The following is a 21687-nucleotide window of genomic DNA, read 5'->3' on the forward strand; positions in this document are numbered from 1 at the left end:
CGTTTGCGACTTCAGCATGGGCAGCCACGGCGGGGCTGGTGTGACTGATGCGACGGATGGTGAACGGTCGAGCTATATGGCGAGCTACATGCTGGCGATCAGCCGCTTGACCCGCTCGTCGACCGCCCGGAAGGGGTCTTTGCACAGCACCGTGCGCTGCGCCTGGTCGTTGAGCTTGAGGTGCACCCAGTCGACAGTGAAGTCACGGCCCGCCGCCTGCGCGGCGCTGATGAACTCGCCGCGCAGCCGGGCGCGGGTGGTCTGCGGCGGATGGTCGACCGCCTCCGCGATCTCCTCGTCGGTGGTGACGCGCGCCGCCAGGCCCTTGCGCTGCAGCAGGTCGAACACGCCGCGCCCGCGCTTGATGTCGTGGTAGGCCAGGTCCAGCTGGGCGATCTTCGGGTCGGACAGCTCCATGTCGTAGCGGTCCTGGTAGCGCTGGAACAGCTTGCGCTTGATCACCCAGTCGATCTCGGTGTCGACCTTGGCGAAGTCCTGGCTTTCGACGGCGTCGAGCTGACGCCCCCACAGGTCGACGACCTGCTCGATCTGGGCGTTGGGCTCCCGAGTCTGCAGGTGCTCGACGGCGCGGCTGTAGTACTCGCGCTGGATGTCCAGGGCGCTGGCCTGTCGGCCGCCGGCCAGCCGGACCGGCCGTCGGCCGGTGACGTCGTGGCTGACCTCGCGGATGGCACGGATGGGGTTGTCCAGCGAGAAGTCGCGGAAGGGGACGCCGGCCTCGATCATCTCGAGCACCAGCGCCGCGGTGCCCACCTTGAGCATGGTGGTGGTCTCGCACATGTTGGAGTCGCCGACGATCACGTGCAACCGGCGGTACTTCTCGGCATCGGCGTGCGGCTCGTCACGGGTGTTGATGATCGGCCGGCTGCGGGTGGTGGCCGAGGAGACGCCCTCCCAGATGTGCTCGGCACGTTGAGACAGGCAGAACGTCGCCGCTTTGGGCGTCTGCAGCACCTTGCCGGCCCCGCAGATCAGCTGGCGCGTGACCAGGAACGGCAGCAGCACGTCGGAGATCCGGGAGAACTCACCGGCCCGCACGATCAGGTAGTTCTCGTGGCAGCCGTAGGAGTTGCCCGCCGAATCGGTGTTGTTCTTGAACAGGTAGATATCGCCGCCGATGCCCTCGTCGGCGAGCCGCTGCTCGGCATCGATGAGCAGGTCTTCCAGCACCCATTCGCCGGCTCGGTCGTGGGTGACGAGCTGCACCAGGCTGTCGCACTCGGCCGTCGCGTACTCGGGGTGGCTGCCCACGTCGAGATACAGGCGGGCGCCATTGCGCAGGAACACGTTGGAGCTGCGCCCCCAGGACACGACGCGCCGGAAGAGATAACGGGCGACCTCGTCCGGGGATAGGCGGCGGTGGCCGTGGAAGGTGCAGGTGACACCGAACTCGGTCTCGATGCCCATAATTCGCCGCTGCACGTAATCGAGGGTACTTGTTGTCTGACCGGGAGGGTGCGGAAGCCGCGCCTGTGGGTTCCGAGGAGTTTCGCGCGGCTCCCTAGCGCGTCACGAGGAGGCGGCCGTCACGGCAGCCTGAGGGCTCACCAGCACCCAGGGCACCCGCGGCCCCAGAACGGCCCGACGCGGCTTGCGCTCGGCGTTCTGCCGATAGCGAACACGCGTCGGCGGCCGATGCGGCCCGATTCAGCCCGCGGATTCGCCGTTGGAATCCGGCGCTTCACCGTTGGTTTCCGGCTGCTTCGAATCCCCCTCGTGCAGCAGGCTTTCCAAGGTGGCTCGGTTGATCCGCCGGAACGCCCGTCGCGGCCGGCTGACGTCGAGGATGGCGACCTCCAGGCTGCCCACGTCCGGGGAGGGCTGATCCCCACTGGAGCCCTCCGCGCTGCCGGCGCGCAGCGCCTTCACGGCGATCTGCGTCGCGTCGCGCAGGTCGGCGTTCTCGGCGTAGGACTCTTTGAGCGCGGTGGTGATCGGCTCCGTGGTACCGCCCATCACCACGAAATGCGGCTCGTCGGCGATCGACCCGTCGTAGGTGATCCGGTACAACTCAGGCGGTTTCGTCTCGCCGTAGTGCGCGACCTCGGCGACGCACAACTCCACCTCGTATGGTTTGGCCTGCTCGGTGAAAATGGAGCCCAATGTCTGCGCGTAGACGTTGGCCAGCTGGCGCCCCGTGACGTCCCGGCGGTCGTAGGCGTAGCCCCGGGTGTCGGCGAACTGGATTCCGCCGCGGCGCAGATTATCGAACTCGTTGAACTTGCCCGCAGCCGCGAAGCCCACGCGATCGTAGAGCTCGCTGATCTTCTGCAGGGACCGCGACGGATTCTCCGCCACAAAGAGCACACCACCGGCGTAGACCAGCGCCACCACGCTCTTGCCGCGCGCGATGCCCTTGCGGGCGAGCTCGCTGCGCTCGCGCATCGCCTGCTCGGGCGAGATGAAATATGGGAAGCTCACTTCTCACCGCCATCGGGGCCGAAAGTATCTGCGCGCGAGCGGCTTTCGATGACTTCGCGGGCCAGTTCGGCGATCCGCCGCTCGGGCACTTCGACCGCGCCGTCGGCGCCGATGGTGACCGCTGAAGGGTAGATGCCGCGGACCAGGTCGGGTCCGCCGGTGGCGGAATCGTCGTCGGCGGCGTCGTAGAGCGCCTCGATGGCCACCCGCAGTGCGGAATCGGCGTCGGTCACCTGCGAGTACAACTTCTTTATCGACGACTTGGCGAAGATCGACCCTGAACCGACCGACTGGTAGCCCTCCTCCTCGAGGTTCCAGCCGCCGGCGGCGTCGAACGAGACGATCCGGCCGGCGCCCTCGGGGTCGGCCGCGTCGATGTCGTATCCCGCCAGCAGCGGCAGAGCCACCAGTCCCTGCATCGCGGCCGCCAGGTTGCCGCGCACCATGATGGCGAGCCGGTTGACCTTGCCGGCAAAGGTGAGTGGTACCCCTTCGAGCTTCTCGTAGTGCTCGAGTTCCACGGCGTAGAGGCGGGCGAACTCGACGGCGATCGCGGCGGTGCCCGCGATGCCCGTGGCGGTGTAGTCGTCGGTGATGTACACCTTTTTCACGTCGCGCCCGGCGATCATGTTGCCCTGGGTCGAGCGCCGGTCCCCGGCGATGACGACGCCACCGGGATATTTCAGGGCGACGATGGTGGTGCCGTGCGGCAGCTGCGAGCCGGCCCCACCGGCTTGCCCGGCGCCGAGGCTCGCCGGCAGGAGCTGCGGCGCTTGACGGCGCAGGAAGTCAGCAAACGACGACAGGTCTACGGCGGGATTTGCCGGGAGTGCGGAGTTAGTGGACAGGCGATCAGAGAAGGGCCAGGTCACTGTCCGCCCTTTTGGACGTATGCCCGGACGAAGTCTTCGGCGTTCTCTTCGAGGACGTCATCGATCTCGTCGAGCAGATCGTCGGTGTCCTCGGCTAGCTTCTCGCGGCGCTCCTGGCCCGCGGCCGTGCTGTCGGCGAAGTCGTCGTCGTCGCCACCACCACCGCCACGCTTGGTTTGCTCCTGAGCCATCGCCGGCCTCCTGCTTCATCTGAACTTGTTCAGCGGCTTGCTTGGTTCCGAAGAGCCGCACTGCCCCGCTGGTATTTCTCTACCCTACCGGGCAACGGCGACGTTCCCCGGTTAACTTGGCTTAGCTCGTGAGTTGTTCCACCAGTTCGGCGGCGCTATCCACCGAGTCCAGCAACGCTCCGACGTGCGCCTTGCTGCCGCGCAGCGGCTCCAGCGTCGGAATGCGCACCAGCGAATCGCCGCCCAGGTCGAAGATCACCGAGTCCCAGCTGGCCGCGGCGATGTCGGCGCCGAACCTGCGCAGGCACTCACCGCGGAAGTACGCGCGCGTGTCGGTCGGCGGGTTGTCCACCGCCTCCAGCACCTGGTGTTCGGTGACCAGACGCTTCATCGAGCCCCGCGCGACGAGCCGGTTGTACAGGCCCTTGTCCAGCCGGACATCGGAATACTGCAGGTCGACGAGATGCAGCCGCGGCGCCGACCAGCTCAGGTTCTCCCGCTGCCGGAACCCCTCCAGCAGGCGCAGCTTGGCGGGCCAGTCCAGCACCTCAGCGCATTCCATCGGATCCCGCTCGAGTTGGTCGAGCACGTGCGCCCAGGTCTCCACGATGTCGGCCGCGCGGGGATCAGGGTCGCGGCTGTCGACCAGCTTCGCCACCCGATCCAGGTAAATCCGTTGCAACGCAAGGCCCGTCAATTCGCGGCCGTCGGCCAGGGCCACGGCGGCCCGCAGGGACGGATCGCGACTGATCGCGTGGACCGCATGCACCGGCCGGGCCAGCACCAGGTCGCTGAGGTCTATCCCGTGTTCCGGGCCGACTTCGATCAAGTCCAGCACCAGCGCCGTGGTGCCCAGCTTCAGATAGGTCGACGTCTCGGCGAGGTTAGCGTCGCCGATGATGACGTGCAGCCGGCGGTAGCGGTCGGCGTCGGCGTGCGGTTCGTCGCGGGTGTTGATGATGCCGCGCTTGAGTGTGGTTTCGAGGCCGACCTCGACCTCGATGTAATCGGAGCGCTGCGACAGCTGGAAGCCGGGCTCGTCACCGGAGGGCCCGATGCCGACTCGGCCGGAGCCGGTCACCACCTGCCGGGAGACCAGAAAGGGGGTCAGCCCGGCGATGATGGCCGAAAACGGCGTCTGCCGAGACATCAAGTAGTTCTCATGCGCCCCGTACGAGGCGCCTTTGCCGTCCACATTGTTCTTGTAGAGCTGCAGTTTCGCGGCCCCGGGCACGCTGGCGACGTGCCGGGCGGCGGCCTCCATCACGCGCTCGCCCGCCTTGTCCCAGATCACCGCGTCCAGCGCGTCGGTGCACTCGGGCGCGGAGTATTCGGGGTGTGCGTGGTCGACGTAGAGCCGCGCTCCGTTGGTCAAGATCATGTTGGCCGCACCGACCTCGTCGGCGTCGACCACCGGTGGCGGCCCGGCCGAGCGGCTCAGGTCGAAGCCGCGGGCATCCCGCAGTGGCGATTCCACCTCGTAGTCCCAGCGGGTGCGCTTGGCGCGCTGAATGCCGGCAGCGGCGGCATAAGCCAATACCGCCTGTGTCGAGGTGAGGATCGGGTTGGCGGTCGGGTCCGACGGCGACGAAATGCCGTATTCGACCTCCGTCCCGATAATCCGTTGCATGGCGCAAGCGTAGGCCCGCCGACGATGCACCCCGCGCGGCGGGGCGAGAAGGAGGCGGGCAATCGGGCTCTGCCCGCCGACGATGCGCCCCGCGCGGCGGGGCGGGCAACCGGCGGATGTCTGTAGTCGCTCAACCACCAGCGCGGGCGACTTGCCCGTCGTAGGGTGACCCGGCATGGACCTAACTCTGCGCCGCACACCACGCCGCCGAGGTCCGGCGAGCGGTGCGGCTGAAAGCTGGTTCCTGGAGCGGGGTTTGCCGTCCGTACTCACCCGGCGCGCCCGGTGGCGGCGGCTCTGGCCGCGCTCGGCGCCCATGCTGGCGGCCTACGCGACGCTGCAGGCGTGCATCCTGCCGGTGTATCTGGTCACCGGCGGCCACGATGTCGAAATCACCGGAACGCCAACGACTTCCGAATGGGTCGTGCTGGTGATCGTCGGCGTCAGTCTCCCGCTGATGGCCCTCGTGGGCTGGCTGGTGTCCCGGTCACGAAACGGGTGGGCGCGCGCGACGGTAGCCACGGCGTCGGTTCTGGTCGTGGCGTGCGTCTCAGTGGCGACGGCGGACGCCGCGCAACTGCCGCAACAGGCTGCCGTAGTCGCCGTCGTGCTGATCCTGACGGGATTCGGCGTCGGTTCGGTGGTCGGCTGGGCGGTGCGCATGATGCTGTCGCATTTCGCGATGGTGGGCGCGCTGGCGGTCCGGGCGTTGCCGGTCGTGCTGCTGACCGCGTTGGTGTTCTTCAACACCTACGTCTGGCTGATGGCCGCGACGATCAGCGGAAACCGGCTGGGGCTGGCCATGGCGTTCCTGGTCTCCATCGCGGCCGCCTTCGTCATCTCCGCCACGGTGGAACGGGTCCGGCCGATGCTGAAGTCGACGGCGGCCCTGCCCGAAGAGACCGAGCACCTCGCCGGCACACCGTTCGCGGCCATGCCGGACGCCCCGGACTGCGCACCCCTGAAGAAGACGGAGCGCCTCAACGTCGTCTTCGTTCTGGCCGCCTCCCAACTGGCGCAGATCCTGGTGGTGGCGGTGGTCACCGCCGCGATCTACCTGATTCTGGGGCTGATCGTGCTCAGCCCCGGTCTGCTCAACGAATGGACCCACACCGACAAGAGCACCGCGACGGTGTTGGGATTCACGCTGCCGGTTCCGGATTCGCTGGTGCACATGACTCTTTTCCTCGGCGCGCTGACCTTCATGTACATCAGCGCCCGCGCGGCCGGCGACGCCGAGTACCGCTCCACCTTCCTGGACCCGCTGATCGGCGACCTGCACACCACCCTGATCGCACGCAACCGCTACCGCGGCGTCGCCGCGCTGCCTGCGCGTGCTGTTGACGGCACCGACGGTAGTGACTAACTTCACCGTGTGTCCGCCCCCGAATCCGACCACGTCGTCGGTAAACACGCACTCGACCTGGCAGGAAAACGCTACGGCGAAGTGCTGCTCGTAACCTCCGGCGAGGCCGGCCCGCAGGCAACGGTCTACAACAGCTTCCCGCTCAACGACTGTCCCGCCGAACTGTGGTCCGCGCTCGACCCGCACGCCATCGCCGCCGAAAACGGAGTGGCCGCAGCCCTACTCAACGGTCCGCGGTACTGGCTGATGAACGCCATCGAAAAAGAAGCCCAGGGCCCACAGGTGACGAAGACCTTCGGCGGAATCGAGATGATCCAGCAGGCCACCGTCCTGCTGTCTTCGATGAACCCGGCGCCCTACATCCCCAACAAGGTCAACCGGCACACCGTGTTCGTCTTCAACGCCGGCCAACAGGTCTACGAACTCATCGACCCCGAGGGACAGCACTGGGTGATGCAGACGTTGAGCCAAGTCTCCGACCCCAACCTGTCGCAAGCCGACTTGCCGCGGCTGGCCGACCGACTCGACCTGCCGGCCGGGTGGACCTACCAACCGCGGGTGCTCACCGACGAGTTGCGCGTGGACACGAGGACCCGGGCGGCCCAGGTGCTGCAGGACAATCTGACCAACAGCTATTCGCTGGTGACCGGCTGACCCTGAACGGCACCTGGGCTGTGGAGCCCTACAGGTACTGGCCGAGGTTGGATTCAGTGTCGATGGCCCGCGATGCGCTCGAGCTCTTGCCGGTGACCAGGGTGCGGATGTAGACGATCCGCTCGCCCTTCTTGCCCGAAATCCGCGCCCAGTCATCGGGGTTGGTGGTGTTGGGCAGGTCCTCGTTCTCGGCGAACTCGTCGACGATCGAGTCGAGCAGATGCTGGATGCGCAGACCCGGTTGCCCGGTCTCCAGCACCGACTTGATCGCGTTCTTCTTCGCCCGGTCGACGACGTTCTGGATCATCGCCCCGGAGTTGAAGTCCTTGAAGTACATGACTTCCTTGTCACCGTTGGCGTAGGTGACCTCCAGGAACCGGTTGTCGTCGATCTCGGCGTACATCCGCTCGACGACCTTCTCGATCATCGCCCTGATGCAGGCCGAACGGTCGCCGCCGAACTCGGCGAGATCGTCGGCGTGCACCGGCAGCGTCTCGACAAGGTACTTCGAGAAGATGTCTTGCGCCGCTTCGGCATCGGGGCGCTCGATCTTGATCTTCACGTCCAGACGGCCGGGCCGCAGGATCGCGGGGTCGATCATGTCCTCACGGTTGGAGGCACCGATCACGATGACGTTCTCGAGACCCTCCACACCGTCGATCTCGCTCAGCAGCTGCGGGACCACCGTGGTCTCGACGTCCGAGGACACCCCCGTGCCGCGGGTGCGGAATATCGAGTCCATCTCGTCGAAGAACACGATCACCGGTGTTCCTTCGGACGCCTTTTCCCGTGCCCGCTGGAAGATCAGCCGGATGTGGCGCTCGGTCTCGCCGACGAACTTGTTCAACAGTTCGGGGCCCTTGATGTTGAGGAAGTAGGACTTCGCCTCGCGCGCGTCGTCGCCACGCACCTCGGCCATCTTCTTGGCCAGCGAGTTCGCCACCGCTTTGGCGATCAACGTCTTCCCACAGCCGGGCGGGCCGTACAGCAACACGCCCTTGGGCGGGCGCAGCGCGTACTCCCGGTACAGCTCCTTGTGCAGGAAGGGCAGCTCCACCGCGTCGCGGATCTGCTCGATCTGGCGAGTCAGGCCACCGATGTCCTGGTAGCTGACGTCGGGCACCTCTTCCAGTACCAGGTCTTCGACCTCGGCCTTGGGAATGCGCTCGAACGCGTAGCCCGCCTTGGTGTCGACCAACAGCGAGTCGCCCGGCCGCAGCTTGCGCGGCCTGGTGTCGTCGTTGAGCGCGTCGGGATGACCCTCGGGCAGGTCCTCGGCCACCAGTGGCTCGGCGAGCCACACGATGCGTTCCTCGTCGGCGTGGCCGACGACCAATGCCCGGTGTCCATCGGCCAAGAGCTCACGCAACGTCGATATCTCGCCGACGGATTCGAACGTACCGGCCTCGACAACGGTCAGCGCCTCGTTGAGGCGAACCGTCTGGCCCTTCCGCAGCGACGAAACGTCGATGTTCGGCGAGCACGTCAGCCGCATCTTGCGACCCGAGGTGAACACGTCGACCGTGTCGTCCTCGTGCGCGCCCAGCAATACGCCGTAGCCACTCGGCGGCTGCCCGAGCCGATCGACTTCCTCCCGCAACGCCAGTAGTTGCTGGCGCGCCTCTTTGAGCGTCTCCATCAGCTTCGAGTTGCGGGCCGCCAGCGAGTCGATACGGGCTTCGAGCTGATGCACATCGCGCGCAGAGCGGGCGCTGCCTTGCGCCCCGGCCGCATGCTCGAGTTGCTCGCGCAGCAGCGCTGCCTCGCGGCGTAATTCTTCCAATTCGGCAGCATCGTCGCTGGACATGCCTGACTCGTGGGGGGTACCGAATGCTTCAGAACGCTCTGAGCCACCCATGTTGCGCTCCTTTCCCACACCGAAATGGCGCGGTGGATACTTCAAAGCTACCGGCGATTGACCCATGATGTGCGGAGTCAAATACCCACGAAAAGTTAAGATTTTCGTCTCGCTGGTAATCTCGGCCACTAATCTCGCTGATCGAAAGGGCCGCCGTGACCGCAAAAGGCCTCGCCACGTGCTTCGTCGGCGCAGCCGACGTCGGGATGGCGACCGCGGGTGTGAGTTCAGTTGCACCCGTTGGCCCGACCGCACGGCGGGTGCCCGTGTCGGAGAGCGCCACTACCCCCCAGCCGGCCTGATCGACTGGATGCACCGACACCTGTCCGCAGCGTTGAGCGCCGCCACCGTCCTGGCGGCGGTCGGGATCTCGGGATGTTCGTCGCATCAACAACCCAGGATCGCCTCCTCCATGCCCGCGGCGGCACCGGCCACGTCGAGCACGACTGTCATCTCTCCGACTACCCCGCTGCCGACGCCCGAAGCCCTTACCGACATCCTGACCCGGCTGGCCGACCCGAAGGTACCCGGTATCAACAAGGTGAGCCTTGTCGAAGGCGCGACCCCCGAGAGCGCGGACACCCTGGACAAGTTCACCAACGCGTTGCGCGACAACGGCTACCTGCCCATGAACTTCGTCGCGCACGACATCGCCTGGTCGGACAAGAACCCCTCCAACGTGGTGGCGACCATCGACGTCAACACCGCCCGGCCGGCCAACTCCAGCTTCCACTTCCCCATGGAATTCACGCCCTTCCAAGGGGGTTGGCAGTTATCCCGGCGAACCGCCGAAATGCTGTTGGCGCTGGGCAAGTCACCGGCGGTGACGCCACCTCCCAACCCGGCGCCCGCACCGGCCCCGGAGCCCGGCCCGACACCGAGTCCACCCGGTTGACGCGCGGCATGTGGATCGGCTGGCTCGAGTTCGACGTGTTGCTGGGTGATGTCCGATCACTCAAACAGAAGCGGTCGGTGATCCGCCCCGTCGTCGCCGAGCTGCAACGCAAGTTCAGCGTGTCGGCGGCCGAGACAGGGTCGCACGAGCTGTATCGGCGCGCGGGAATCGGTCTGGCCACGGTGTCTGGCGACAGGAGCCATGCCGTCGACGTCCTGGACGCGGCCGAACGGCTGGTGGCCGCACACCCCGAGTTCGAGTTGCTGTCGGTGCGACGGGGCCTGCATCGCAGCGACGATTAGGGCCTAGCCGACGGTGGCGACCCGCGCGCCCGGCAACGGCGCGCTCGCGATCGCCACTAACTAGCCGTCGCGGCCCTCGCGTTTGCGTCCCAACGGCGCCGGGGCGACGACGCCGGGTGCGAGCCGGCGCGTGAAGATCAGGAACGCGGTGTGCCCGCGCATGGAGTGCTGCGGCCGAACGGCAAGGCCGACGACGTTCCAGCCGCGTTGCAGCGTCTCCCACGACCGCGGCTCGGTCCAGCACTGCTGGGTCCGCAAAGCCTCCACGACCCGCGACAGCTGGGTCACCGTGGCGACATAGATCATCAGGACGCCGCCAGGGATCAGCAGCCTGGCCACCGCGTCGAGCACCTCCCACGGCGCCAGCATGTCCAGCACGGCCCGGTCGAAGGAGCCGTCGGGCCGATCGGAGTCGGCGACGTCGCCGACGATCAGCTCCCAGTTGTCCGGCAGCCCGTCGAAGAACACCGCGACGTTGCGGCGGGCGTGTTCGGCGTGATCGGCGCGCTGTTCGTAGGAGACCACCCGTCCGTCGGGGCCGACCGCGCGAAGCAGCGAGCAGGTCAGCGCCCCCGATCCGGCTCCGGCCTCCAGCACGCGCGCGCCCGGAAACATGTCGCCCTCGTGCACGATCTGCGCGGCGTCCTTGGGGTAGATAACCTGCGGTCCGCGGGGCATCGACATGATGTAGTCGACCAGCAGCGGGCGCAGCACCAGGAAGGGCGCGCCGTTGCTGGACTTGACCACGCTGCCCTGTTCCAGTCCGATGAGCGCATCGTGGGCGATCGAGCCGCGATGGGTATGGAACTCGGCGCCGGGCGTGAGCGACATCGTGTAGTGCCGGCCCTTGGCATCGGTGAGTTGGACGCGTTCCCCGACGGTGAACGGGCCGGTTGCGGACACGCCGTCTAGCGTGCCAGCCGACTCGCCGCGGGCGGTGCTCGGGGTTGTCGGCGCCCGGTTCTACGCTGCGGACATGACCGACCAGCCGCAGGCACTCGCGCGGCCGGCTGCAAAACCGGCGCTGTCACCGTCGCGGGCGGCGGACTTCAAGCAGTGCCCGCTGCTGTACCGGTTCCGGGCGATCGACCGGTTGCCCGAGGCGCCGTCGGCCGCACAGTTGCGCGGCTCGGTGGTGCACGCCGCCCTGCAGCACCTCTACGGCCTGCCCGCCGCGCAGCGCGATCCCGACACCGCGCTGTCACTGGTCGAGCCGGCCTGGGACCAGGTGATCGCCGCGGCGCCGGAACTGGTCGGCGAGTTCGATCCCGAGCAGCGCGGCCAGCTTCTCGGCGAGGCCCGCGCGTTGCTCTCCGGCTACTACCGGCTCGAGGACCCGACCCGCTTCGACCCGCAGTGTTGCGAAGAGCGCGTGGAGGTCCAGCTCGCCGACGGGACGCTGCTGCGCGGATTCATCGACCGGATCGACGTCGCCGCCACGGGAGAGCTGCGGGTGGTCGACTACAAGACCGGCAAGGCGCCGCCGGCGGCGCGGGCCCTGGCCGAGTTCAAAGCGATGTTCCAGATGAAGTTCTACGCGGTGGCCCTGCTGCGCACGCGCGGCGTGCCGCCCACCCGGCTGCGGCTCATCTATCTCGCCGACGGGCAAGTGTTGGACTACTCGCCGGACCACGACGAGTTGCTGCGCTTCGAGAAAACCCTGATGGCGATCTGGCGTGCCATCCAATCCGCCGGCCAGACGGGTGATTTCCGTCCCAATCAGTCGCGGTTGTGTGATTGGTGCCCCCACCAGCAGCACTGCCCGCTGTTCGGCGGAACGCCGCCGGCCTACCCCGGGTGGCCGGATTACGCACGGGCGCAAGGGGTTTCGCCGCAGTCCGAACCGGCTGCCTGATCACCCGCCGGCCCATGAGGTGACAGGGATTTTTTGCTGCGTAACCACCGATGAGCCGGCCCGCCGGCAAGTGCGGTACGCTGTTGTCAACGTTGGCCGCCGAATGGCTTGCCAGCACGTCGTGATCGATTCGTTATTTCTTCTCAGATCCCCGCGGGGCGCCGAGTCCGAGATGACCAGGTGCCCACCGCACAGCCTCGAGTCGCGGCGATCGAAGTTGCCAGACGGGCAATCTCGCTACCACCGACGCTATAGGGACATTGAAACATGCTTGAAGACAAAACTTTTGCTCACCTCGGGGTGAGCCCGCCGTTGGTTGACGTGCTCGCTAAGGGCGGCATCCACCGGCCCTTCCCAATCCAAATCGACACCTTGCCGGATACGCTTGCCGGCCGTGATGTGTTGGGCCGCGGCAAGACCGGTAGCGGCAAGACGCTGGCGTTCTCGATTCCGCTGGTGAGCCGGCTCGATGCCGGTAATCGGCGCCCGGGCAAGCCGACCGGGTTGGTGTTGGCGCCCACCCGCGAACTGGCGACACAGATCGCCGCGACCATCGGACCGCTTGCCGCGGTTCGGGGCCTGCGCGTGACCACGATCTTCGGCGGGGTGTCGCAGCACAAGCAGGTCTCGGCGCTGAAGTCGGGTATCGATATAGTCGTCGCCTGCCCGGGGCGGCTCGAGGATCTGATGAAGCAAGGCTTCGTCAGCCTGAGCGCGGTGCAGGTCACGGTCATCGATGAGGCCGACCACCTAGCCGATCTGGGCTTCCTGCCCACTGTCACCCGTATCTTGGCGGCCACTCCCGCGGGCGGCCAACGGATGCTCTTCTCGGCCACTCTCGATGCTGCCGTCGACACCCTGGTGAAGCGATTCCTCACCAGCCCGGTGACACGATCGGTCGCCGAACCGGTGTCCCCGACTCCCGCGATGACACATCACCTCTTCTGTGTCGACGGGCCGCAAGCCAAGAAGGACTTGGTACACCGGTTGGCCGCGGGAGACTCGCGGCGAATCCTGTTCATGCGGACCAAGCACCAGGCCCGGAAGCTGGCTCGCCAGCTCACACAATCGGGTATCGCGTCGGTGGAGTTGCACGGCAACCTTTCCCAACCCGTGCGTGACCGGAACTTGGCGGCGTTCGCGGCCGGGCACGCGCGAGTGCTGGTCGCGACCGACATCGCAGCGCGCGGCGTGCACGTGGACAACATCGAGCTGGTCGTCCACGTGGACCCGCCTCCGGAGCACAAGGCATACCTGCATCGATCCGGCCGCACGGCCCGGGCCGGCGCCTCTGGCGACGTGGTCACCATCGTGCTGCCCGAGCAGCGCCGGGACACCGAATCGATGATGCGCAAGGCGGCCATCCGCGCCGTTCCCCAGCAGGTCACCGCGGCCTCCCCCGTCATCCACGCCCTGGTCGGCCAGGCCGCGCCCCGCGAGGTCATCGCGCCCGCGTCGGTGCCGGCCCATCGTTCCGGGCCCCCCGCGGCTGCGACCCACGGTCCGGCCGCGGCGCGTAGCAGGCGACGCCGGTCGCGTCGCCCCGCCACGGCGTCGCGGTAGCGAGGTTATTGCAGCGGCGTCATCTCCTGCAGCATGGTGGGAACGAGCTCGCTGACGGTGGGATGTATGTGCATGGTGCGCGCCAGCGTGGTGTACGGCGCCTTGGCCGACATGACGTCCAGGATGGCGTGAATCGCCTCGTCGCCGCCGACGCCGAAAATGGCCGCTCCCAATATTTCCCGGGTGTCGGCATCCACCACGACCTTCATGAAGCCTTGCGTCTCACCCTTTTCCACCGCCCGGCCGACTCGTGTCATCGGCCGCTTACCCACCAGCGCCTTGCGTCCCGACGCACGGACCTGGTCGGCGCTCATCCCGGCCCGCCCCAGCGGTGGGTCGATGTAGAGCGCGTAGGTGGTGATGCGGTCGCTCACGCGCCGCGGGTCGTCATCGAGCAGGTTGGCGGCGACGATCTCGAAATCGTTGTAGGAGGTGTGGGTGAAGGCACCCTTGCCGTTGCAGTCGCCCATCGCCCAGATGTGGTCGACGTTGGTCTTGAGCTGGTCGTCGACGACGATGTAGCCGCGGGCGTCGGTCTGCACGCCGGCCGCCTCGAGCCCCAGGTCGTCGGTGTTGGGTCGCCGGCCCACGGCCAACAGCAGGTGGCTTCCGGCGATCGGGGCGGCGCCCGCGCTCGGCGTCAATTCAAACCCGTTGCTGATCTTGGTGATTCGCACATCATCGGCGCCGACGACGACGTCGATACCCTCCTCCTCGAGGATGTCCCGGACGGTGGCGGACACGTCCTCGTCCTCGCGGGGCGCCAGGCGTGAACCCCTCTCGACGACGGTCACCCGGGCCCCGAATCGCCGGTACATCTGTGCGAACTCCAGCGCGATGTAGCTGCCACCGATGATCACGAGATGCGTTGGCAGCGTGTCGAGTTCGAGGATCGAAACGTTGGTGAGGAACTCGACGTCGGACAGTCCCGGAATGTCCGGCACCACCGCTCGGCCACCCACGTTGAGGAAGATCCGGTCGGCGTGCAGCACAGCTTGCCCATTTTGCGAGCCGACACGCAAGGTGTGCGGATCCTCGAAACGGGCGTGCCCGCGAAAGACGGTGCAGCCGTCCATGCCGACCAGCCAGTCCTCGACACCCTTGCGGTCGCCGAGCATGATCTCGTCTTTGCGCGCCTTGACTTTGGCCATGTCCACGCTGACCGGCCCGGTCGCCACACCGAAGTCCGCGCCGCGGCGCGCGAGGTGAGCGGCGTAGGCGCTGGCCACCAGCGTCTTGGTCGGAATGCATCCGGTGTTGACGCAGGTGCCGCCGATCAGTTTGCGCTCCACCAGCGCGACGCGCTGCCCGGCCGCCGTCAGTCGCCCCGCCAGCGGCGGGCCTGCCTGTCCGGCGCCGACGATGATGGCGTCGAAATGCTCTGTCACTTAACGGCCGTCAACAGGTACGCCGTCAGCACGTGACCCGTAGCCGCCGCGATGGCGAACCCACCCAGTATCGCGACCGCGTCCTCCAGCAGCGCGATGGGCAAGTCCCTACCGGCAACAGCGGCCAGACGTTTGCGCGCCTGAAAGCCGCCGAGGGTGCCGAGCACCGCGCCGATCACACCGGCCCCTAGCGCGCTGAAGGTCCAGTGCGGCCATGCGCCAAGGGCCGCGCCCGCCAGCCCGCCCATGATGATCCGGGCGGCGAAGATCGGCGGCGCCGTGCGGGCCGGCGTCTTGGGCAGCTTGTCGTTGACCAGTTCGACGACGGCAAGAACGGTGAAGACAATGGCCGTGATGATGTTGGCCATCCATGCCGCCCACGTGCCATGCAGGTCGATCCAACCGAGGAAGGCGGCCCAGGCGACCACAGCGGGGGCGGTCAGCGAGCGCAACCCGGCGACGACGCCGATCAGTAAAGCCAGCAGCAGAACAAGCGCGTGTGTCACGAAGACCCTCCTGGGGACGAACAGCCCGGTAACGGTAAGGGATGACGGCCCATGGGGAGTAACACGGGCAAACAGCCCTAGGCGGACGCTAACACAGCCGCGGCCGCCGCACCCGTTCGATCAGAAGCGGCAGAACCTGATGTCGGAAGCCAGAATCGCTTTGGCGCCGATTGCGGCCAGCTCGTCCATGATCTCGTTGACGCCCCGACGCGGCACCAGCGCGCGGATGGCGACCCAGTCCGGGTCGGCCAGCGGCGCAATGGTCGGCGATTCCAGGCCCGGCGTGATCGCCGTCGCTTTCTCCAGGACCGACCGGGGGCAGTCGTAGTCGAGCATCAGATACTGCTGGCCGAAGACCACACCCTGGATCCGGGCCACCAATTGGTCGCGCGCGGCCTGCGTTCCGGCCTGCCCGCTTTGGTCGCTTTCGATCAGCACCGCTTCCGAATCGCACAGTGGATCGCCGAATGCGACGAGATTGTGCAGGCTCAGGGTGCGCCCGGACCCGACCACGTCGGCGATGGCGTCGGCGACACCGAGTTGTACCGAGATCTCCACCGCACCGTCGAGCCTGATGACAGTTGCCTCAATACCGTGCCCGGTCAAGTCTTTTCGGACCAGATTGGGATAGGCGGTGGCGATCCGTTTGCCGGCCAGGTCGGCGATCTTCCAGTCGCGCCCCGCCGGTGCGGCATACCGGAAACTCGACGACCCGAATCCCAGCGCCAAACGTTCGCGCACCGGGGCATCGGAGTCGCCTACCAGATCCCGTCCTGTGATGCCGAAATCCAGCTCTCCCGAACCCACATAGATGGCAATGTCTTTGGGCCGCAGAAAGAAGAACTCGACCTGGTTGACCGGGTCGATGACGGTGAGATCCTTGGAATCGGTGCGACGCCGGTAGCCCGCCTCCGCGAGAATCTCGCTGGCCGGCTCGCTCAGCGCGCCCTTGTTGGGAACCGCGACCCGCAGCATGGTCACAGCTTCCGGTACACGTCGTCGAGGGACAGGCCACGCGCGATCATCAGCACCTGCGTCCAGTACAGCAACTGGCTGATCTCCTCGGCCAGCGCCTCGTCGGGTTCGTGTTCGGCGGCCAGCCATACCTCGCCGGCCTCCTCGAGGATCTTTTTGCCCAGCCCGTGGACGCCGCCGTCGAGTGCGGCGACCGTGGCGCTGCCGGCGGGTCGGGTGCGGGCGCGCTCCCCCAGTTCGGCGAACAGATCCTCGAAGGTCTTCACGGCCAGCGATTGTTTCACGCGGTGGCGAGCAAAGTCACGGCGGTTTCGCTCGGCGACCAAGTCATCCGTGCCGCGGTGCGGTGGGGGTACCGCCCGGCGGCGGACGACGGAGCTAGGCACCGCCGCTTGCCGGACGCGGCCAAGCCAGCTCCGGACGTCGGAGAGCGACTAGGGGCGGCGCCGGTTTCGTGCGAGCCGGTGTTTGCTGGGAACAGATCATCTCATTCTTCAATCCGACATTTCGGCGCGCCCCACTCTCGGGTGGCGACTTAATTAAGCGCTTGTACAGTATTGAAAGCACCGATCGAGTAGGCTACCGCCGACCGAACTGAACTGCGGGGTCGCGGAACTTGAAGGCGCTTTCTTCGCCAAAAAATGCATCAAAGTTGCACTCCGTTTTCCGTCCGGCACGCAGCACGTCGATGGTGGGAGAGCGCCGATGCAGGCCGGTACTGGTAAGCAATGACCGGTGGCATTGGTTTGCCGGAGCAACGGACGGCCGCGCTGCGATGACTGCCCAACAAGAGTCCGTGGTGCACAGCGAACACCGCGACGACGGACCGACTGAGGACGTCGAAGATCCCGCCCTCGATAGCCCTCGTGATGGCCCGCACGAGGACCCTCAGGATGGCATCGCCGCGATCGAGGATTGGACCATCGGGTACGTCAAGGGTCACCCGCTCGCCTCGCTCACGACCGTTGGTGAACAGTTCATCCTCGGCGTGCGCACCCTTCAGTACCTCTTCATGGATCTGATGACCGGCCGATTCCGATGGGAAGAGTTCGTCCGGCAGGGCGCCTTCATGGCCGGCACAGCGGTGCTGCCGACGGTTCTGGTGGCGCTGCCGATCAGTGTCACACTGTCGGTCCAGTTCGCTTTGCTGGCCGGTCAGGTCGGTGCGACCTCACTTGCGGGCGCGGCAAGCGGTCTCGCGGTCATTCGCCAGGGCGCATCGCTCGTCGCCGCCATTCTCATGGCGTCGGCGGTCGGGTCGGCCATCACCGCCGACCTCGGGTCGCGGACCATGCGGGAAGAGTGCGACGCCATGGAGGTGATGGGCGTGTCGGTCATCCGCCGCCTCGTCGTACCTCGCTTGGCCGCCGCAATCATGATCAGTTTCGCGCTCACCGGCGTCGTGTGCTTTGTCGGGTTCTTCGCTAGCTACATGTTCAACGTCTATTTCCAGAACGGTGCGCCCGGGAGCTTCGTCGCAACGTTCGCGTCTTTCGCCACACCCGGCGACATGATCCTGGCGCTGCTGAAGGCCGTCATCTTCGGCGCGATCGTCGCCGTCGTGTCCAGCCAGAAGGGCCTGTCCACCAAAGGCGGCCCAACGGGAGTCGCGAACTCGGTGAACGCCGCCGTGGTCGAGGCGATCCTCGTGCTGATGATCGTGAATGTCGCCATCAGCCAGCTCTACGTCATGCTCTCGCCCAGGACGGGACTGTGACATGACGGCTTCCACCTACGTACCTTTGGAGCCCATCGCGGGGCGGGTGGTCCGGCTGTATCACCGGGCCACCATGCCGATCATCCGGATCGGGCACCTGCTTGTGTTTTTCGTTCGGGCGCTGGTCGCCTCGCCGATCGTCGTGCGTCACTACCGCGCCGAATTCCTGCGATTGCTGTCGAACATCACGTGGGGCAACGGGTCGCTGGTGGTGGGCGGCGGTACCGCCGGCGTCGCGGTCGTCCTCGGGGTCAGCACCGGTGCGCTGGTCGGCATCGAGGGCTACAACTTCCTCGAGCTGCTCGGCCTTGGCCCTGCCACCGGCTTCGTCTCGTCGTTGGTGAATACCCGAGAGCTGGCCCCGCTGATGGCCTCGATGGCGTTTGCGATACAGGGCGGCTGCCGGTTCACCGCCCAGCTGGGATCCATGCGCATCTCTGAAGAGATTGACGCAATGGAATCGCTTGCCATCCGCCCGATCCCGTTCCTGGTGACCACCCGGCTGATTGCCTCGGTGATCGCGATAATCCCCCTCTACGCCGCCTGCCTGGCGATCAGCTACTTGAGCACCGAGCTGGTGGTCGGGCTCAGCGGCGGCGGGTCGACTGGTTCGTACCTGCACTACTTCTCGTTGATGCTGGCCGGTAAGGACATTGCCTATTCGTCGCTCAAGGCGGTCATCTTCGTGTGGATCGCGTCCACGATTCAGTGCTACTACGGGTTCTACGCGAGCGGGGGTCCCGCGGGTGTCGGGGTGGCCGCCGGACACGGCATGCGCGCCAGCATCACGGTCGTGATCATGGTGAACATGCTGCTCACCATGGCCTTGTATGGCGTCGACTCCGGCGCAAGGTTCGGTGGGTAGGTGACGACCAGGTGATGGCCGGGTAGATGGGTAAGCCGAATTCCTTTGAGCTGGACGGGCGTGGCCCCTCGGACCGGCACCTGCTCGGCTGCGGGGTGGCCGTTCTCGTTGTGGCGAGCATGATCACGGCGACACTTTTGTATAAGTCGACCGGCCGGCTCAACGACTACGTACGAGTCGTCGCCGATCTGGTCAACGTCGGCGACGGTCTGCCGGAAAAGTCCGACGTCAAGTATCACGGCGTGCTCGTCGGCACGGTGAACAGCGTCGTCCCGGCGGCGTACGGGAAACCGAACTATGTCCGAATCGACCTCAAACCCGACTACGCCAAGTCGATCCCGGCCGCGGTGACCGCCCGCGTTGTTCCCAGCAACATCTTCGCCGTGTCGTCGGTTCAGCTGGTGGGCAACGCTTCTCAGGGTTCTGGCGTCCCGGGCGCGGCGATCCGCCCGGGCGCTCATATCCCCGAAGACACCCGCCTGCCGACCGTGCTGTTTCAAACCACCATCGGCAAGCTGCGAAACCTGCTCACTGCGAGCGGGCGCGGCCGAGAAGACAACTCCTTGGGAATCATGGCCGCGCTCGCCGCCGCCACCGAGCATCGCCGCGTAGCGCTGGTGGATGCCGGGAAGGAGCTGGATCACCTTCTGGATCAACTCAATTCGATCGTTGGCGCCGACACCGGCCCGTCGACACTGTCCGCGCTCGTCGACGCCACCCGGGGTCTTGAGGCAACCGCCCCGGACCTCTTCGATGCACTGCACCAGGCAGTCGAGCCGATGCAGACCTTCGCCGAGACGCGCGGGCAGCTGGAAACACTGCTTTCCGGCGCCGATCACACGCTCGGCACCACGCACCAATCGCTCAACAACCACATCGACCAGCTGGTCCGCATCACCACGGACTTCACACCGGTGGTGGGCATACTGGCGATCAAGTCCAGCGCCTTCCTCCCGGCCGCCGTCAAGGTGGACAACATGGCCACCAGGTTCATGGACGAAGTCTGGATGCCGGACGCCCAGCTCGCCAACGGGCGAGTGAACCTGTCGTTCGCCCCCTCCTACTCCTACACGCGTGCTGACTGCCCGCACTACGGCGAGGTCAAGGGACCCAGCTGTTTCACCGCGCCTCTGGTTCCGGTCCGGCCGGACATGCCGGAAGTGCTTCTGCCGCAGAACTATCAGCCGCCCAAGGATCTCGCGCCGCCGCCGGGAACCGTCATCGGAGCCGACGGCAACCTTGTCGCAGTCGGTCCGCCGCTGATCAACCCGACTCCCAATCTGCAAGACCCCAATCCACCACTTCCGCCAGGGCTTACCCCCTCGCCGCCGGTACCGGGGACCGCGAACCCCGACAACGCGCCGGCACCAACTGCGCCGGGATCGGTTGCCCCATCAGCGTTCGGCGGCAACATTGGGCCCGTCGGCAGCCAATACGAACGAAACATGTTGTCTGTGATCACCGGCCGGCCTGCGAACGCGGCCACCGAGCTGTTACTCGGTCCGATCGCCCGCGGGACGACGGTGTCGCGGAACCATTCGTCGGTTGGGAGGCCAAAGTGAAGTTTCGCGGGCCGCTCATCGGCCTGTCGCTTTTCATGATCGCCGCATTGACTGTCACGTGGCTGGTGTATGTGAGTCTGCGGCGGGACGTGGCCGGGAAGACGGCGTCGTACTCAGCTGTGTTCAACGATGTGTACGGGCTTCGTGAGGGCGACGACGTCAGGATGGCCGGGGTGCGGGTGGGCCGGGTCGAAAAGATCGAGCTCGACGGGAAACTGGCGAAAGTCAGGTTCGTGCTACAGGACGAACAGCCAGTGTTCGGTAACACGATCGCCTCGGTGACCTACCAGAACATCGTCGGCCAGCGTTATCTCGGGCTGTCATTGGGCATGGAAGGCAGTCCCGACCGGCTGCCGGTCGGGAGCGTCATCCCGCTGGAACGCACGGAACCATCGTTCGATGTCACCGCGCTTCTCAACGGCTACGAGCCGCTGTTCAGCCTGTTGAACCCGCACGACGCCGACAACCTGACCAAAGCCGTCATCGAGTCGCTGCAGGGCGACACCGCGTCTATTGCCACGCTGACCAGCCAGACAACAACGCTCACTGAGACATTGGCCGGAAGGGATGAGGCCCTCGGCGATACGATCACCAGTCTCAGCAAGGTGATCCACAGTCTTGCTCAGCAGAACGACAATCTCGACGGCATCATCACTTCGACGCGTGACACCGTTTCGGCCCTCGACGGGCGGCGTCCGGAACTCGTGGCGTCGGCGGGCTCGCTGGCGCGCGTCATGGGCCGACTGTCCACTTCCGCGAAGGACCTGTACCCATCGATCACCGAACTCATCGAACGTCAGCCCGGATTCGTCCGACACGTCCTCAGCGTCGAACCCCAGGTGGCGTTCTTCGCCGACAACATTCCGCTGGCCTTGAAGGGGCTGACCCGGATGGCCAACCAGGGCGCCTACGTCAATGGCTACGGCTGCGACGCGAACTTGCTCGGGTTCTTCCCCGGCCTGAATGACGTCTTGCCGATCATCGTCGACGCAGCCACGCCCGGAAACAAAGCGCAGCACACCCCGAAGTGCAGGAACAATGGTTGA

The 21687-nt window shown here is 66.5% G+C and carries 21 protein-coding genes; 10 read left to right on the plus strand and 11 right to left on the minus strand.

Annotation, left to right across the window (positions count from 1 at the left end):
* Nucleotides 1-84: 84 nt before the first annotated feature.
* The 5 genes from pafA to dop all read right to left on the minus strand — a co-directional run bounded on the left by pafA (nucleotide 85) and on the right by dop (nucleotide 5135).
* Nucleotides 85-1443 carry a Pup--protein ligase gene (pafA, locus tag AWC17_RS30290; protein ID WP_141224864.1) on the minus strand — a complete coding sequence of 453 codons (1359 nt, stop codon included), beginning with the start codon at nucleotides 1441-1443 and terminating at the stop codon, nucleotides 85-87.
* Between the two features lie 225 nt (nucleotides 1444-1668).
* Nucleotides 1669-2442: a proteasome subunit alpha gene (gene prcA / locus AWC17_RS30295; protein ID WP_046183115.1), complete on the minus strand. Its 774-nt coding sequence runs from the start codon at nucleotides 2440-2442 to the stop codon at nucleotides 1669-1671.
* Entirely contained in the window at nucleotides 2439-3314 is an 876-nt protein-coding gene (gene prcB / locus AWC17_RS30300; protein WP_046183114.1) for a proteasome subunit beta, read from the minus strand. The genes prcA and prcB overlap by 4 nt, the downstream gene beginning before the upstream one ends.
* Complete coding sequence (locus tag AWC17_RS30305) at nucleotides 3311-3505, minus strand: ubiquitin-like protein Pup (protein WP_007170369.1); 195 nt, start codon at nucleotides 3503-3505, stop codon at nucleotides 3311-3313. Before AWC17_RS30305 ends, prcB begins: the two co-directional genes overlap by 4 nt.
* 121 nt (nucleotides 3506-3626) lie before the next feature.
* Nucleotides 3627-5135 carry a pup deamidase/depupylase gene (gene dop / locus AWC17_RS30310; RefSeq protein ID WP_046183113.1) on the minus strand — a complete coding sequence of 503 codons (1509 nt, stop codon included), beginning with the start codon at nucleotides 5133-5135 and terminating at the stop codon, nucleotides 3627-3629.
* A gap of 175 nt (nucleotides 5136-5310) precedes the next feature.
* Between dop and AWC17_RS30315 the strand changes: the two genes are divergently transcribed.
* Nucleotides 5311-6501: a hypothetical protein gene (locus AWC17_RS30315; RefSeq protein ID WP_085165675.1), complete on the plus strand. Its 1191-nt coding sequence runs from the start codon at nucleotides 5311-5313 to the stop codon at nucleotides 6499-6501.
* Nucleotides 6502-6510: 9 nt separating this feature from the next.
* The gene (locus AWC17_RS30320; protein ID WP_046183111.1) at nucleotides 6511-7155 is read left to right on the plus strand and encodes a hypothetical protein; all 645 of its coding nucleotides are present in this window, start codon (nucleotides 6511-6513) and stop codon (nucleotides 7153-7155) included.
* A gap of 28 nt (nucleotides 7156-7183) precedes the next feature.
* Here AWC17_RS30320 and arc read toward each other — a convergent pair whose 3' ends face one another.
* Nucleotides 7184-9013: a proteasome ATPase gene (gene arc, locus AWC17_RS30325; RefSeq protein WP_046183119.1), complete on the minus strand. Its 1830-nt coding sequence runs from the start codon at nucleotides 9011-9013 to the stop codon at nucleotides 7184-7186.
* Between the two features lie 310 nt (nucleotides 9014-9323).
* Here arc and lppK point away from each other — a divergent pair, with 310 nt between their 5' ends.
* On the plus strand, nucleotides 9324-9908 hold the full coding sequence (gene lppK / locus AWC17_RS30330) for a lipoprotein LppK (RefSeq protein WP_085165677.1): 585 nt from the start codon (nucleotides 9324-9326) through the stop codon (nucleotides 9906-9908).
* A gap of 8 nt (nucleotides 9909-9916) precedes the next feature.
* On the plus strand, nucleotides 9917-10210 hold the full coding sequence (locus AWC17_RS30335; protein ID WP_046183109.1) for a DUF503 domain-containing protein: 294 nt from the start codon (nucleotides 9917-9919) through the stop codon (nucleotides 10208-10210).
* 60 nt (nucleotides 10211-10270) lie between these two features.
* Here AWC17_RS30335 and trmI read toward each other — a convergent pair whose 3' ends face one another.
* Nucleotides 10271-11113 (minus strand): tRNA (adenine(58)-N(1))-methyltransferase TrmI, encoded by an 843-nt coding sequence (gene trmI, locus AWC17_RS30340; protein WP_046183108.1) that lies wholly within the window; start codon nucleotides 11111-11113, stop codon nucleotides 10271-10273.
* Nucleotides 11114-11186: 73 nt separating this feature from the next.
* Between trmI and AWC17_RS30345 the strand changes: the two genes are divergently transcribed.
* Both AWC17_RS30345 and AWC17_RS30350 read left to right on the plus strand, forming a co-directional pair.
* On the plus strand, nucleotides 11187-12065 hold the full coding sequence (locus tag AWC17_RS30345) for a RecB family exonuclease (RefSeq protein ID WP_085165689.1): 879 nt from the start codon (nucleotides 11187-11189) through the stop codon (nucleotides 12063-12065).
* 267 nt (nucleotides 12066-12332) lie between these two features.
* Nucleotides 12333-13628, plus strand: coding sequence for a DEAD/DEAH box helicase (locus tag AWC17_RS30350; protein ID WP_046183106.1), 1296 nt, complete (start codon nucleotides 12333-12335; stop codon nucleotides 13626-13628).
* A gap of 5 nt (nucleotides 13629-13633) precedes the next feature.
* Here AWC17_RS30350 and AWC17_RS30355 read toward each other — a convergent pair whose 3' ends face one another.
* The 4 genes from AWC17_RS30355 to AWC17_RS30370 all read right to left on the minus strand — a co-directional run bounded on the left by AWC17_RS30355 (nucleotide 13634) and on the right by AWC17_RS30370 (nucleotide 16781).
* Entirely contained in the window at nucleotides 13634-15016 is a 1383-nt protein-coding gene (locus AWC17_RS30355; RefSeq protein ID WP_046183105.1) for an FAD-containing oxidoreductase, read from the minus strand.
* On the minus strand, nucleotides 15013-15522 hold the full coding sequence (locus AWC17_RS30360; RefSeq protein ID WP_046183104.1) for a membrane protein: 510 nt from the start codon (nucleotides 15520-15522) through the stop codon (nucleotides 15013-15015). The genes AWC17_RS30355 and AWC17_RS30360 overlap by 4 nt, the downstream gene beginning before the upstream one ends.
* Before the next feature lie 120 nt (nucleotides 15523-15642).
* Nucleotides 15643-16497, minus strand: coding sequence for an ATP phosphoribosyltransferase (hisG, locus tag AWC17_RS30365; protein WP_046183103.1), 855 nt, complete (start codon nucleotides 16495-16497; stop codon nucleotides 15643-15645).
* A gap of 2 nt (nucleotides 16498-16499) precedes the next feature.
* Nucleotides 16500-16781 carry a phosphoribosyl-ATP diphosphatase gene (locus tag AWC17_RS30370; protein WP_046183102.1) on the minus strand — a complete coding sequence of 94 codons (282 nt, stop codon included), beginning with the start codon at nucleotides 16779-16781 and terminating at the stop codon, nucleotides 16500-16502.
* Between the two features lie 491 nt (nucleotides 16782-17272).
* Between AWC17_RS30370 and AWC17_RS30375 the strand changes: the two genes are divergently transcribed.
* From AWC17_RS30375 to AWC17_RS30390, 4 genes are read left to right on the plus strand one after another with little or no spacing between them, the layout of a single operon-like run.
* Nucleotides 17273-18214 (plus strand): MlaE family ABC transporter permease, encoded by a 942-nt coding sequence (locus tag AWC17_RS30375; protein WP_082122931.1) that lies wholly within the window; start codon nucleotides 17273-17275, stop codon nucleotides 18212-18214.
* A gap of 1 nt (nucleotide 18215) precedes the next feature.
* Entirely contained in the window at nucleotides 18216-19079 is an 864-nt protein-coding gene (locus AWC17_RS30380) for an ABC transporter permease (RefSeq protein ID WP_046183101.1), read from the plus strand.
* Between the two features lie 26 nt (nucleotides 19080-19105).
* Entirely contained in the window at nucleotides 19106-20641 is a 1536-nt protein-coding gene (locus tag AWC17_RS30385; RefSeq protein WP_046183100.1) for an MlaD family protein, read from the plus strand.
* Nucleotides 20638-21687 (plus strand): MlaD family protein, encoded by a 1050-nt coding sequence (locus AWC17_RS30390; RefSeq protein WP_047322906.1) that lies wholly within the window; start codon nucleotides 20638-20640, stop codon nucleotides 21685-21687. Before AWC17_RS30385 ends, AWC17_RS30390 begins: the two co-directional genes overlap by 4 nt.

This window comes from Mycobacterium nebraskense (genome assembly GCF_002102255.1).
Classification (GTDB): Bacteria; Actinomycetota; Actinomycetes; order Mycobacteriales; family Mycobacteriaceae; genus Mycobacterium; species Mycobacterium nebraskense.

Excerpts from the sequence above, each read along its gene's own strand:
- AWC17_RS30350 (WP_046183106.1), top strand. The coding sequence starts at position 12,333 with ATGCTTGAAGACAAAACTTTTGCTCACCTCGGGGTGAGCCCGCCGTTG.
- AWC17_RS30305 (WP_007170369.1), bottom strand. The coding sequence starts at position 3,505 with ATGGCTCAGGAGCAAACCAAGCGTGGCGGTGGTGGTGGCGACGACGAC.
- arc (WP_046183119.1), bottom strand. The coding sequence starts at position 9,013 with ATGGGTGGCTCAGAGCGTTCTGAAGCATTCGGTACCCCCCACGAGTCA.
- hisG (WP_046183103.1), bottom strand. The coding sequence starts at position 16,497 with ATGCTGCGGGTCGCGGTTCCCAACAAGGGCGCGCTGAGCGAGCCGGCC.
- AWC17_RS30315 (WP_085165675.1), top strand. The coding sequence starts at position 5,311 with ATGGACCTAACTCTGCGCCGCACACCACGCCGCCGAGGTCCGGCGAGC.
- AWC17_RS30375 (WP_082122931.1), top strand. The coding sequence starts at position 17,273 with ATGACTGCCCAACAAGAGTCCGTGGTGCACAGCGAACACCGCGACGAC.
- dop (WP_046183113.1), bottom strand. The coding sequence starts at position 5,135 with ATGCAACGGATTATCGGGACGGAGGTCGAATACGGCATTTCGTCGCCG.
- AWC17_RS30345 (WP_085165689.1), top strand. The coding sequence starts at position 11,187 with ATGACCGACCAGCCGCAGGCACTCGCGCGGCCGGCTGCAAAACCGGCG.
- AWC17_RS30380 (WP_046183101.1), top strand. The coding sequence starts at position 18,216 with ATGACGGCTTCCACCTACGTACCTTTGGAGCCCATCGCGGGGCGGGTG.
- AWC17_RS30385 (WP_046183100.1), top strand. The coding sequence starts at position 19,106 with ATGGGTAAGCCGAATTCCTTTGAGCTGGACGGGCGTGGCCCCTCGGAC.
- lppK (WP_085165677.1), top strand. The coding sequence starts at position 9,324 with ATGCACCGACACCTGTCCGCAGCGTTGAGCGCCGCCACCGTCCTGGCG.
- AWC17_RS30335 (WP_046183109.1), top strand. The coding sequence starts at position 9,917 with ATGTGGATCGGCTGGCTCGAGTTCGACGTGTTGCTGGGTGATGTCCGA.